The sequence below is a fragment of the Acetobacter fabarum genome, assembly GCF_040702925.2.
Classification (GTDB): Bacteria; Pseudomonadota; Alphaproteobacteria; order Acetobacterales; family Acetobacteraceae; genus Acetobacter; species Acetobacter fabarum_B.
In genome coordinates, this window is record NZ_JBFCXX020000036.1 from 1 (window position 1) to 12874 (window position 12874).

General features: G+C 48.1%; 10 protein-coding genes, 3 pseudogenes and 1 other annotated feature. Of the genes and pseudogenes, 10 read left to right on the forward strand and 3 right to left on the reverse strand.

The genetic code is table 11. From position 1 onward, the window contains the following. Positions 1–67: 67 nt before the first annotated feature. Positions 68–154, forward strand: a pseudogene (locus tag AB2L51_RS14495) (IS5/IS1182 family transposase); the annotation flags it as partial. Here the strand turns inward: AB2L51_RS14495 and AB2L51_RS14500 are convergent. Then, positions 138–1357 (reverse strand): IS3 family transposase gene (locus AB2L51_RS14500; RefSeq protein WP_395582979.1). Its coding sequence is split into 2 segments (ribosomal slippage): positions 138–1060 and positions 1060–1357, totalling 1221 coding nucleotides; the frame shifts between segments, so codons are not numbered across the junction. The pseudogene AB2L51_RS14495 and the gene AB2L51_RS14500 sit on opposite strands and share 17 nt — an antisense overlap. Further along, positions 963–1079, reverse strand: a sequence feature (AL1L pseudoknot). It overlaps the preceding gene by 117 nt. A 53-nt stretch (positions 1358–1410) precedes the next feature. Then, positions 1411–1578: pseudogene (locus tag AB2L51_RS14505) on the reverse strand (transposase); the annotation flags it as partial. A 408-nt stretch (positions 1579–1986) separates the two neighbouring features. Here AB2L51_RS14505 and AB2L51_RS14510 point away from each other — a divergent pair. From AB2L51_RS14510 to AB2L51_RS14525, 4 genes are read left to right on the forward strand one after another with little or no spacing between them, the layout of a single operon-like run. Then, positions 1987–2865 carry an ABC transporter permease gene (locus AB2L51_RS14510; RefSeq protein WP_395582978.1) on the forward strand — a complete coding sequence of 293 codons (879 nt, stop codon included), beginning with the start codon at positions 1987–1989 and terminating at the stop codon, positions 2863–2865. Between the two features lie 5 nt (positions 2866–2870). Beyond that, positions 2871–3644, forward strand: a complete 774-nt coding sequence (locus AB2L51_RS14515) for an ABC transporter ATP-binding protein (RefSeq protein WP_395582977.1) — start codon at positions 2871–2873, stop codon at positions 3642–3644. Positions 3645–3692: 48 nt separating this feature from the next. Beyond that, on the forward strand, positions 3693–4844 hold the full coding sequence (gene glf / locus AB2L51_RS14520; RefSeq protein ID WP_395582976.1) for a UDP-galactopyranose mutase: 1152 nt from the start codon (positions 3693–3695) through the stop codon (positions 4842–4844). Then, entirely contained in the window at positions 4844–5821 is a 978-nt protein-coding gene (locus AB2L51_RS14525; protein ID WP_395582975.1) for a glycosyltransferase, read from the forward strand. The genes glf and AB2L51_RS14525 overlap by 1 nt, the downstream gene beginning before the upstream one ends. 205 nt (positions 5822–6026) lie before the next feature. Here the strand turns inward: AB2L51_RS14525 and AB2L51_RS14530 are convergent. Beyond that, positions 6027–6587: pseudogene (locus tag AB2L51_RS14530) on the reverse strand (transposase); the annotation flags it as partial. A 109-nt stretch (positions 6588–6696) separates the two neighbouring features. On the opposite strand from AB2L51_RS14530, the gene AB2L51_RS14535 reads away from it, so the two are divergent. From AB2L51_RS14535 to AB2L51_RS14555, 5 genes are all read left to right on the forward strand, one after another. Continuing rightward, positions 6697–7812, forward strand: coding sequence for a glycosyltransferase family 4 protein (locus tag AB2L51_RS14535; protein ID WP_395582974.1), 1116 nt, complete (start codon positions 6697–6699; stop codon positions 7810–7812). A gap of 178 nt (positions 7813–7990) precedes the next feature. Next, positions 7991–9013, forward strand: a complete 1023-nt coding sequence (locus AB2L51_RS14540) for a sulfotransferase domain-containing protein (protein ID WP_395582973.1) — start codon at positions 7991–7993, stop codon at positions 9011–9013. A 12-nt stretch (positions 9014–9025) separates the two neighbouring features. After that, positions 9026–10789, forward strand: a complete 1764-nt coding sequence (locus AB2L51_RS14545) for a glycosyltransferase (RefSeq protein WP_395582972.1) — start codon at positions 9026–9028, stop codon at positions 10787–10789. Beyond that, a complete protein-coding gene (locus AB2L51_RS14550) occupies positions 10790–12286 on the forward strand; it encodes a glycosyltransferase (RefSeq protein WP_395582971.1) in 1497 nt (498 codons plus the stop codon). 86 nt (positions 12287–12372) lie between these two features. Continuing rightward, positions 12373–12858 carry a transposase gene (locus AB2L51_RS14555; protein WP_395582970.1) on the forward strand — a complete coding sequence of 162 codons (486 nt, stop codon included), beginning with the start codon at positions 12373–12375 and terminating at the stop codon, positions 12856–12858. Positions 12859–12874: the final 16 nt, after the last annotated feature.

The window sequence follows — 12874 nt, forward strand, 5'->3', positions numbered from 1 at the left end:
GGGAGTGTGAAGGCATGGGTCAAATCTCGATGAAAATTTCCGCCCTACCCGGGTCAGTTCTCAGTGAAAATCAACAGCCACGCGCTACGACAGATGCCCTACGGTTTTCTTCTCGGCAGTCTGTCTCGCCGCAACAGTCATGTTCTGGCTATGAGTCCTGAGCCTAAAGCATATGATTTCTGCTGAGCATAAAAGCGAGCCTCAGCTTCTGCTGGGGGGATGTTTCCAATGGATGACAGAATGCGGCGATTATTGAACCAGTCCACCCATTTGAGTGTAGTCAGTTCAACAGCGTCTCTGTTTTTCCATGGCCCCTGCCGATAGATGAGTTTGGTTCTGTAGAGACCATTTATGGTCTCGGCCAGGGCGTTATCATAGGAATCCCCAACACTTCCGACAGAGGCAACGAGGCCTGCTTCAGCCAGTCTTTGCGTGTAGCAAATGGACACATATTGACAGCCGCGGTCGGAATGGTGGATCACTTTTCCCTCTGGCCGCCTTTGGCACAGAGCCTGCTCAAGGGCATCCAGCACGAAGTCGGTATGGGCCGTTGAGGAGACACGCCAGCCTACAATGACCCGGGCAAACACATCAATGATGAAGGCCACATAAACAAAGCCCTGCCAGGTGGAAACGTAAGTAAAATCCGAAACCCGGAGCCTGTTAGGGGCTGGTGCATGAAACTGGCGTTGCACCAGATCCTGTGGACAGGGCCGTGCCGGATCGGGCCGTGTGGTTCTGACCCCTTTGCCACGAATGACGCCTTTCAGCTCCATCCGGCGCTCTACCGTGCAGCGGGCGATAGTCCTGCCTTCGCGTCTGAGCTGACGCCAGACCTTACGCGCTCCATAAACACAAAAATTATCGTTCCATATCCTACGGATTTCATCACACAGTCCTTTGTTTTTCTGGCTGCGCATACAAGGATTTTTCTGTCTCGCCCGATAAGCATAATAGACAGATGGTGCAATCGACAGAACCCTGCAGATTGACCCGACACCATATATCTGCCGATGCTCCTCAATGAAGCGTGTCATGGCCTGAACCGGCGGTCGCGTTCTCCTTCCGCAAAATATGCCGATGCCTTACGCAGGATTTCATTGGCCTGCCGCAGTTCGCGGTTTTCTCGCTCCAGTTGTCTGATCTTCTCCCGATCAGGGAGGTCACTTACCGCAGGCGCATTGGCCCGCTCATGCAGACCTGTCCATTTTGACAGCGTGTCAGGATGAATATCCAGCTTTGGCGCTATCATCATCACTGCGGACCAGCGTGATGGATGGTTCTTCTCTTCCTCCAGAACCATGCGAGTTGCACGTTCACGAAATTCCGGCGGGAAACGCTTCGATTTGTTGCTCATGAATTCTTCTTACCTCTCGGGTCGTTCTGTCTCCACAAAACCCGGGGCAATTCAGTCGCAGCCATGCCCTCGATCGCCTGGCGCTTCCACTGGGCAATCATCGTCTGATGCACACCGTGCTTCGACGCCAGTTCCGATAACGTCTACTCGCCACGGATCGCCTCAAGAGCCACACGAGACTTGAGCTCACCCGAATATCGTTTCCTCGTAACCTTGCCCATCAGTCCCTGTCCCTATCCAGGCCGGGGATAGCTTATCACCCTGTCCGATTTTCAGGGGCCACCTCTGCCTGTACAGGTCGCTCATCTTCAGTCTCCTTACAGAACCTGAATCAGATTTCGCTACTTAAATCAACGGGTCCTGAGCCTACAGAAGAATACGGAATGACAGGACATGCCTCAAAGCCAAAGGGGTCTTCGAACCCTCCATCTGCCCCAGAGACCGGTTACAAGCCCGGTAGAACCCGCACATAGCTTCTATGCAAATCAGAACAGGCCTGATATCGCAATCCTTAATCGTTCAACAGATCTCACTCGGGCAAGCCCGGTGCGGCTCACTTGCATCTTAATCACATTCGATTAGGTAAGATGGAAAGAAAATGACGCAGCATTCTGGAGGCTCATCTTGCCATGACTGAACTCGCGCAGCCTAAATTACACCAGAAATCTTCCGCCAAGATTCGTTACAAGTTAGCGGCGGATAATGGCTGGGCTCAGCGGTTTCAGTTGGTCATGGATGACTTTGTCGAAGGGACTAAGCTTTACAGGCTGATTTGGTCGCTGGCCTTTTCGGATATCAAGCTACGGTATCGGGGGTCGCTCATTGGTCCTTTCTGGCTGACCATTTCAACCGCCATCCAGATCGGCGCCATGTCGTTCCTGTATGCGGATCTACTCCAGACAGATATTCACACCTATATTCCTTTTCTGACGGTCTCCCTTACTCTGTGGGGGTATCTCAGTTCGATCATTAACGACGGCTGCACTTGTTTCAGCGCGTATGACACGTTGATCAAGGGAACACGCATGCCTTTTCTGGTGCATGTGGTCAGGAGCGTCATACGGAATACAATCATCTTGGCGCACAATGTTATTGTGATTGTAGTCGTGTTTGTTCTTATGGATGTACACCCCAGCCTTTATATGCTGGCAGCCATTCCGGGGTTCCTGCTCTGGTTGATTGACGGGGTTGCCATATCGATTTTTCTGGGCGTTCTCTGCGCCCGTTTCAGGGATATTCCCCAGATTATTGCAGCAATTATACAGGTTGCGTTTTTTGTTAGTCCCGTTATGTGGCAGGCGACCACGCTCAAGGGGCACCCGGGTACAGAAAACATTATTCTGTATAACCCCTTCGTCTATATTCTTGATATTGTTCGCAATCCAATTTTGAATGAACCACTCGATATTGTTTTCATTGGAAAAGCACTCGCCATTTCCGCAGTTGTCATACTTGTTTCACTGGTCAGTTTTGCCCGTCTCCGCGGCCGCATTGCATTTTGGGTTTGAGCGACATGGCGTATTTAGAAGCATCCAGCATCTCCATTGATTTTCCTCTGTATCATTCGGAAAGCCGGTCGCTGAAGAAAGCTCTGCTAGGCAAGGTTTCCTCGCGTTTCAGTGTCGATCAGAAAAGCCGCCCGGTTGTACAGGCGCTCAGGGATGTTTCCTTCTCCCTTAAATCGGGTGACCGGCTGGGCCTCATTGGCTCCAATGGTTCTGGCAAAACAACGCTCCTGCGCGCCTTGTCCGGCATTTACCAGCCGACAGCCGGCACCTTATCCATGGAAGGGAAGTTGATCTCTCTCCTTGATCCCGGACAGGGCATGAATAAGGAACTGACTGGCCGGGAAAACATACGTCTGCGGAGTTGTTATCTGGGCCTTTCCAAAGCCAAAAGTCATGAGTTCGAGGCCGATGTCATTGGCTTTACCGACCTGAAAGAATTTCTGGATATTCCCGTTCGTAATTATTCCTCAGGCATGGTGGTGCGCCTGGCTTTCGGTATGGCCACGGCTTTCCCGCCTGAGATCCTGCTGATGGATGAATGGATTCTCGCCGGAGACGCCGCGTTCATGGCAAAAGCCAAAAAGCGGGTGGAAGGCATGGTACGGCATGCGGATATTCTGGTGTTGGCGAGTCATTCTCCGTCTATTCTGGCAGAGTGGACCAACCGGCTGATCTGGCTTGATAATGGCCGGATTGTCGCTGATGGCGCGCCAATGGAAGTGTTCGAGTCTTATTTGCCCCGTCATGATTTTGAGGAACTGCTGAGAGCACGATCCTGAGGGGCATATCTGCTGTTCTCTAGTCAAAGTGGCTGAAAGTTGGATAAAATGCAAAAAATAGCGGTTGTTGGTGCGGGATTTTCTGGTAGCACCATCGCGCGGGAACTGGCCGAACGCGGTTATGAGGTGGATGTATTCGATACCCGTGCACATGTAGCAGGGAACTGCCACACCGAGCGTGATGCGCAGAGCGGCATCATGCTCCATGTTTATGGGCCTCATATTTTTCACACCAGCAACGAGCGTGTCTGGGAATATGTGCGCCAGTTTGACCGGTTCATGCCTTTTATCAACCGAGTCAAGGCGCATGCTAACGGGCAGGTTTTTTCCCTACCGATCAACCTGATGACGATCAACCAGCTGTTTAACAAGCAGTTCTCACCCGCAGAAGCCCGAGAATTTATTGCCGGGCAGGCCGACCAGAGCATTACTGAGCCGCGTACGTTCGAAGATCAGGCGCTGGCTTTTGTCGGACAGAAAATTTACGAAACCTTCTTCCGTGGCTATACTCGCAAACAGTGGGGGCTGGAACCGTCTGAACTCCCCGCCAGCATTCTCAAGCGTTTGCCAGTGCGCTTTAATTATGATGATAACTATTACGGCAGCAAGTTTCAGGGTATTCCGGAACACGGCTATACTTATATTGTCGAACGCATCCTTGATCATGCCAATATCCGCGTGCATCTCTCCACCAGCTTTGCCCGCGCACAGGCACAAGACTATGCCCATGTCTTTTACAGCGGCCCGATTGATGCGTGGTTCAACTATACTGAAGGCCGCTTGAGCTACCGGACTCTGGACTTTGAAACCGTGCGTAGCGTAGGTGACTATCAGGGAAACCCGGTCATCAATTATTGTGATGAGAGCGTGCCCTGGACCCGTGTGGCTGAGCACAAGCACTTTACCCCATGGGAAGAACACGAGCAGACCGTTCTTTTCCGTGAGCATAGCCGCCTGTGTGGCGAGAACGATACCCCCTACTACCCGATCCGTCTGGTGCATGACAAAGCGCGCCTGCAACAGTATGTGGCATTGGCTAAGGCCGAGCAGGGTGTAACCTTTGTCGGCCGCCTCGGCACGTACCGGTATCTGGATATGCATATTACCGTTGCTGAGGCGCTATCCGCAGCCGAGCAGTTTTTGGCGGCACGGGATTCTGGCGTAGCGGTTCCGACCTTCTGCATCGACCCGCTGGCATAATGGCTTTATCCCTGAGCCCACCCAGTGTTACGGCGGTTATTGTAACCTATAATCGCCTCGAGAAATTGCGACACACGCTGACAGAAACGCTGGCTCAGCCTTTTGCCCGTGTGATTGTGATCAACAATGCTTCCACCGATGGTACCGGCGCGTATCTGGATGGTCTTGATGACGAACGACTGGAGATCGTGCACGAGTCGGTTAACAACGGTGGGGCGGGTGGGTTTGAGCGCGGGTTTGCCCTTGCATTGAAAAACCACGCGGCGGAATGGCTCGTCTGCTTTGACGACGATGCTTATCCTGCACCGGATGCTCTGGCCCAGTTTGTCACATTGGCGCCTGCGGAGAATGTCGGCGGCGTAGCGGCTGCAGTCTATTTTCCCGATGGCCGGATATGCCCAATGAATCGCCCGGGGCGGAATGTCTTTCATTCGCCCCGAGCGCTTCTATCCGTCCTGTTCAGCCGTTCCAGCGCGCTGGGGTTGGAGGACGCAGCTTATGCTGGCACGCAACCCGTACCTGTTGTTTTTTCTTCGTTTGTCGGGTTGTTCGTGCGGTGCGCCGTGGCACGTGACATATTGGGGCCACCCCGGTCAGAACTGTTTATTTACCGAGATGATTCCCTTTACACCCTCACACTCACACAGGCTGGATTTACGTTGCTCTTTGCGCCATGTGTCCGCTTTGTACATGATTGTGCGACCCCGTCATCTGGGGTGCGAGTCTACACACCGCTCTGGAAAGCGTATTACATTATCCGCAACGACATACCGTTTTTCCGTCAACTCGCTGGCGCTTATTTCCCGTTTATTCTGCCACTTCTCATAGCCAAGTTTCTGAAACCAACCCTGCATTATAGTAATCCGGGGCTGTTCTTACGGATCTTTGCCGTGGCGCTGGCCGATGGAATACGGAATAATTTTTCCCGCTCACATTCTGAGATCATGGCATTGTGCACAGATTATACCTACCGTTGATTGCTATAATCTGGAGGGAGAATTGCCATCGTCAACAATATGTGCGGCGTCCTCTTCCTGAAGCCGATCAACGCCGCAGCGTAGCAATCCAGCAGGTGGAAACCGTTTATTGATTCCCCTTTTGCCTGATTTCAGTTCTTTGTCGTGTTGATTGCTGGTTCGTGGACATGGAGGGATCAAAGAACCGTTGGTTGATGCGCTTGGCTCGTGATTCCTGGTCGGCAGAGACGTGCTCGACGCGTGATCGGATCACGGACTTTCCAGCATTCGATTTCTGGATATGTCGGGGCATAGGCTTGAGATGCGGCTTTTTTCTGTGAACCTTTGAGACAAAACCCTCTTTGTCCATGAAGTCCTCATTCGCTTTCAAGCGATAAGCTGTATCAGCCCAAACGCTGGCGGTCGTATTGGTTTTATCTAACAGCCTCTCTCTCAATCGCGCGCCATCACTGGTGGCGGCATCCGTCATCTTCCATTTTCGGATGAACCGAAACTTCCGGTTGATGGAGACGTGAGATTTGTAGCCAAAGAACAGGATGGCGAGATCGCTCGATGACATGGTTCCATCGTCCTGCTGCTTCGCCTTCGTGAACTTCAGTGTCCATCGTGCATGACGATCCTTGTACGACATCTTTGCGTGCTTGTCCTGCCTGTCTTCTGGAATACGTCCTGCCCGGAGATCCGCTTTCTCGGCGTTCGTATTGCGCTGCTTGGGAGCGGCCACCAGTGTTGCATCCATGATCTGACAGGACATCGGGAGATAATCCGTATCTTGCATGATCATCGTATTAGCGGTACCAAAGAAAGAATTCTTTTTTTTGTAACTTTCATGCTCATGAGAAGAAGTTTAGCGCAGCCATTATGATAAAATTTTGATGCCAAAGATTCTGTATCTTATTTCCGAAGACTGGTTCTTTTGCTCGCATTTTCTCGCACGCGCACAAGCTGCCCAAAAAGCCGGATTTGAGGTTGTGGTCATGACCCGTGTTGGCACACATGCCGACACCATTAGAAGTCACGGCCTGCGCGTGCTACCGTGGAACCTTGACCGCCGCAGCCTCAACCCTATGAGCGCACTAAAAAGTATCTTTCAGGTCTGGCGTATCTATCGGTCGGAGCGGCCTGCGCTCGTGCACCATATAGCGCTTAAACCCCTTCTTTACGGGTCGCTTGCTGCGCGGCTTGCTGGGGTTCCGAAAATTATCAATGCCCCGGTGGGGATGGGCTACATTTTTTCCTCCAGCAACTTGCGCGCACGCCTCCTGCGCGCGCCCATCCGGCTGGCCTTGCGCCTGCTGCTCAACCCGCCGAACAGCAAGGTCATTTTTGAAAGCCCGGATGCGAAAAAAGCCTTTATCGAAGAACACACAGTACGTGCAGAAGATGCCCGGCTGATCCGGGGGGCCGGTGTCGATCTGGCTCTGTTTGCCCCCACCCCCGAACCAGACGGCGTGCCAACGGTTGTTCTGCCAGCCCGCATGCTATGGGATAAAGGCGTGAAGGATTTTGTAGATGCCGCACGCCAGTTGAAGGCAGAAGGCGTGCAGGCCCGCTTTCTGCTGGTCGGCGCCCCCGATACAGCCAATTTTGCTGCCATTCCAGAAGAAACACTGCATGCTTGGGCAGACGAAGGCAGCGTAGAATATCTTGGCTTCCGCTCCGATATTCCCGATCTGCTGCGGCAATGCGCCCTTGTCTGCCTACCCTCGGCTTACAGGGAAGGATTACCCAAAGCGCTGCTGGAAGGGCTGGCTGCCGCACGCCCCATTGTAACGACCAATGTCGAAGGCTGCCGCGAGACGGTTATTGAAGGCGTCAACGGGCTGATGGTTCCCCCCCGCGACCCTACCCGTCTGGCCAATGCCCTGCGCGCGTTGCTTGCAGACCGACCCAGACGTATTCTTATGGGGCAGGCCAGCCGCAGACTGGCCGAAACCGAATTTTCGCAGGAAACGGTTATTGCTGAAACACTTGCGGTTTATAACGAGTAACTGATGACAGGATGATTGACCGACGCACCGCACAACCGTGCATAACGATCGCAGGCTGATGCCCAAAACCGACAAATTTCAATCCCGTTAGTTTTCTACTCTCTTTTTATCTATCGACTTTTTTCTGAAGAATAATATAAGTGACCATTCTTTGGAATGGAGTTTGCAGGTTCAATAGATGCTTGAAATTAATAGAACTGTCTACTCATTCGGTTCCCCCGAATATGGCGAATATGGTAAAATGGTCATGCTTCCGGACGGAAGCATATATGGATACATTAGCGATCGTGAGTGTGGATGGAATCTTGATGGTGATGTTTTATTCATAACAAACGCCAATAACGAGATTACAAGTAGATATAAATACAATGGATCGGTTTTTTTAGGAGAGGTAGAAGGCGAAAAGCACCCTCTCTATCTGGTGCCGATCATTGCAACATCTGATTTTGATACCGTCTCCGCACCAAAAATTTTTGTTAATTCCATTCCAAAATCTGGCACGTACTTTGTAGAAGCGGCGCTTACACAAGCGGGCTGCCCTTCACACAGGCTGCATGTCAGCGGCTATGACACTGTTGATGATTATCGGGGCTTGCCGGACCAGGATATCCACAAGTTTCCCGATAGATGTCGCCTCACCTGCCCCCTCGAGTATCTGGGCGCAACGATCAGTGGCGGCCATTTTGTTGGGCATGTAGAGATAGAATCTGTAATAGAAAATATATCCAAACAAAATATTACAGTCGTAAATGTAATACGAAACCTGAAAGACGTTATGAAAAGTCTTTTTCGGTTTCAAACACACAGGGTTCCTCCGAACGACTATGACCTCATGGGAAAATATTGGAGATCCTTATCGCCAGACCTGCAAAAAGTTGGGTTCATTATGTGCGCTCATTCGCCTGCATTTGAACACATCAGCGAAATAGCAAAAATGATTTTGAGGGTAAAGGATGACGCGATCATATTAAGATACGAAGATTTAATCCATGGTGAAACTTCCACGAAATTTGATACTGCATTTCAGCAATATGATGGATTCAATGATGAGTTTAAAAAGCAGCTTTTGACACTATATGGAAGTTCAACCCCTACTTTCATTCCCAAAAAACAAGATGATGACGACATCTGGTGCGATGCTTTTGAAAAGTATTTTGAAATATCCGGCATGAAATCATTGAATGAAGCTCTTGGGTATTAGGAGACAACAACTGTGTCTGACCTTACACTAACAGAAATATGGCCATTTTCATCACCATTAAAAGAGCATTATAGCTATCAATTTCTGTATTTTTTTGGAGAGGAAATGGTTTATTTCCCCCAAGAAAATGAAATTCATGCGCCAAAAAATAAAACTCTTTCGTTCAAAACATATATGAACGCTTTCCCGATAAAAAAGTGGAAAGACCATACTAATATCAAGGACTTTTTTATTCGATGTAATTACAAAGGTGGTGGTGGCGATCTACTTATATTTGGTGAAACTAAACAAAAAAGAATACTCCTTGATACGTTTCCACTTCCTGAAAGCGATGAGGAAATATCTGTCACACATAAGATAAGTGACATCCACAACAAAGACATATTGATGCTTTCTTGTGAAATATTGTGCAGGGAAGACTCATATATTAAAAATGTTTCCTATTTTACCTCTGAAAATAAATTGCGCAGCCTGAATACTGGTATTATCATCACGACCTATAATAGGCAAGCTGATTTAATTAATGCTATAGAAAACATCTTGCCTGCCATTCATGACAGCCAATCCAAGCTGTTCATCATAAATAATGGTAACGAAATAACGATACCATTTGAAAGCGATAAAATTCATATAATCGACAACCTGAATTTAGGTGGGTCGGGTGGATTTGCCCGCGGTCTGTATGAACTTATCCATGAGAAAAATCAGTTCACGCACGCCTTGTTTATGGATGATGATGCATATTCACATCCCAGCTCTTTAAAAAAATCCATGACATTCTTGGAATACTGCACAGATGATAACGCATCTATTGCAGGTGCGATGCTATATTCTGGAACTCCCTATTTACAATATGAACTAGGCGCAACCAATACCCTATATGGTATTAAATCCATAAACCAAAATTATGATATGGGTTATTTTGAAAATACAATTAAAAATGAACTATCAGATAGTCCAATATTTGGACCTTGGTGGTATTTTCTTTTTCCAATAAAAAAATATATTGTTCCACCATTTCCGTTTTTTGTACGTGGCGATGATGTCGCATTTTCTTTACAGAATAACTTCAACATCCTCACACTCTCTAGTGTGTCAGCATGGCAACCTTCATTCGAATATAAAATATCAGCGCCTACCGAATATTTGGCCAACCGCAGCTTTCTGATGTTACCCATCCTGGATGAAGACGAACATTGGGATTGCAAAAAGGTAATTGCAGGATTTTCGCAGCATATTCGAAGAGAAATAGATGGATATCGGTATCCTATTGCTGAAGCAATGCTGGCAGCCTTAGAAGATATTATGATAGGCAACTCCTTCTGGAGCGATGAGCGCAACACATTGGCGCGCCTTGCCCGTCTGAAACAGATGGAAAAGCAGAATTCAGAAATATCCCAATTGCACAGGGCATCTCCCACAGATCACAATCAAATAGGACGCAAATTTGGGCGTGTTTGGTATAAATTACAGCTCACGCTCCCTCTTTTCGCACGTTTGAAATTTAGAACGCCGGGCGTCTCATATAATATGTGGCCACAGCCAATAGAAGCCGCCGCCCGAAAGGGCATGATTTATGTCTCTCAGGCTGAAGGATACGAGATCGCGTGCAGGTTCAATAGCAAATGGGCCAGCGACTTATTGAAGCGTGAAAAAATTCTCATAGGTCTGTACGAGGAAAAATTCTCAGATATGAGAACATACTACAAAAATAACCTCCATTCCGTACAGTCATGGGAAACTTGGAATACAAAATTCCTTCAGGGAGATAAATAGGTGAAAATAGTTCTATTTAACTGGGCTCCTGTTTACGGCTCCTTCAATGAAGGTGGTGGCGTTAGCATTTATCTGAAAAATATCGTTGATGCTTTTTCTAAAAAAGGTCACAACATTACTGTTATTTCATCGGGTTTTTTTTACAATATACTGAAAAATGATACATATGTGAAACGCACCAAGACCATAAATGGCGTTAAATATGTAGATATAGTTAATAGTGGTGTTTTGGCGCCATCTTATCTCATGTTCCAGAATATTGAACGGGCAATGAAGGAAGACAAAACTGTAAAAGTTTTCAAATCTATTTTAGACAAATTAGGAGATATTGATATTGTTCACTTCCAGAACGTTGAAGGGTTGCCCTGGAATGTGCTGGAGCTAAAGAAATATTTCCCTAAGGCAAAATTTATTTTATCAAATCATAATTTTCATGCTATTTGTCAGCAAGTCAATCTTTGGTATCAAGACCGTAGCAATTGCACCGATTACAACAGGGGCGAAAAATGTTATAGTTGCAACATATTTGTAGAAAATTACATTAGAACATTTTCCAAACGAAATGCATCTTACTACTTAGGCAGAGATGCCGTTAAGGACGATAAATTTATCCTTTTCCTTTTTATGCTTGGCACTTTCTATTTAAACCTTAATAGCAATTGGCTGAGAAAATTACATTTCAAGCGATTGAGCCTTGAAGGCAACATTGAGCATAGCCCGGTAGCCGGAAAATTTCTCCGACGCAGAGAATATGCGGTTGAAATGATCAATAAATATTGTGATACTATAATTTCTGTTTCTAAGGAAGTTGAGAATATACTTATTGAAAATGGCGTTGAGCAAGGCAAATCCATTGTTAGCTATATTGGCACAAAGCATTTCAAAAACCAAGATATACATGGGAAACCTTTGGTTGAAAACAGATTTACGCTCGCCTTTTTGGGCTATACGCGCCCGGATAAAGGGTTCCAGTTCATAGTCGATGCCTTTGAAAATATGCCCAGCGATTTGTACGGGAAATTAGGCTTCTTATTTGCCGGAAAAATTACAGACCCGGGTTCCATTTCGAAACTTGAAAAAAATCGGCAAAAATTCCAAAGCCTAACAATCATTGATGGCTACAAGCACAACGATCTAAAAGGCATACTAGAGAAAGTCGATATCGGGATCGTCCCCCCCTTATGGCATGATGCATTACCGCAAGTGGCAATAGAGTTTCTATGCCATCAAATTCCCATTTTCGTTTCTGATACAGGGGGACAAAAAGAAATAACAGTTGATTCCTCTTTTATTTTCTCCTCCGGAAACATTAACAGCTTTTGGGAGAAAATGAGGAAAATTGTTACAAAGAAAGAAATGATCTCTGATTTTTGGAAATTACATAGAAATCTCTATACTATGGAACAACATGCTGACAATATTTTGGATATCTATCAAGACGTAGCGCATTCAGATGGAGGGTTCGAAGAACCCTGGATTGATTCCCCTTGCGCCTGATTTCTGGTCGGCAAAGACTGAATTTGTAACGATTTTGTGCCGGTCATCTGAGCGTTTTAAGCTCGTATCAGGAGACCGACGCGATCATGAAGCATACGGAAGATTTCAAACGCGGGGCCGTGAGAATTGCGTTGAGCAGCGGGCTGTCACGTACGCGCATTGCGGCCGACCTTGGTATTGGCAAATCCACTCTGGGTAAATGGATAGTGGATTACCGTCCGATCGGGCCGACACCCGCGCCTCAGGGTGACCTGGCCCGCGAGAATGAACGTCTTCGTCTGGAGAACCAGGTTCTGCGGGAGGAGAGAGAAATCCTAAAAAAGCTACACAGTTCTTTGCGAGCCAAAAGCCATGAGGCTCGCCTCATCCATGGGCATCGGCATGAGTGGCCAATCGAGAGGCTCTGCCGCGTCTTGCAGGTCTCGGCACGTGGTTACCGGGCCTGGACATCCCGACCGGCCTGTCAGCGCCAGCGCATCGATCTAAAGATACTGGTGCATATCCGTGCACCTGGAGGGTTCGAAGAACCCTCTGGTTTTGGGCCTTTTTCTGTGATTCCATCTCTTGTGTGATGACTGGAGGAGTGGC

Coding starts and splice junctions, on each gene's coding strand:
- AB2L51_RS14540 (WP_395582973.1), top strand. CDS start 7,991: ATGCTTGAAATTAATAGAACTGTCTACTCATTCGGTTCCCCCGAATAT.
- AB2L51_RS14510 (WP_395582978.1), top strand. CDS start 1,987: ATGACTGAACTCGCGCAGCCTAAATTACACCAGAAATCTTCCGCCAAG.
- AB2L51_RS14535 (WP_395582974.1), top strand. CDS start 6,697: ATGCCAAAGATTCTGTATCTTATTTCCGAAGACTGGTTCTTTTGCTCG.
- glf (WP_395582976.1), top strand. CDS start 3,693: ATGCAAAAAATAGCGGTTGTTGGTGCGGGATTTTCTGGTAGCACCATC.
- AB2L51_RS14525 (WP_395582975.1), top strand. CDS start 4,844: ATGGCTTTATCCCTGAGCCCACCCAGTGTTACGGCGGTTATTGTAACC.
- AB2L51_RS14515 (WP_395582977.1), top strand. CDS start 2,871: ATGGCGTATTTAGAAGCATCCAGCATCTCCATTGATTTTCCTCTGTAT.
- AB2L51_RS14555 (WP_395582970.1), top strand. CDS start 12,373: ATGAAGCATACGGAAGATTTCAAACGCGGGGCCGTGAGAATTGCGTTG.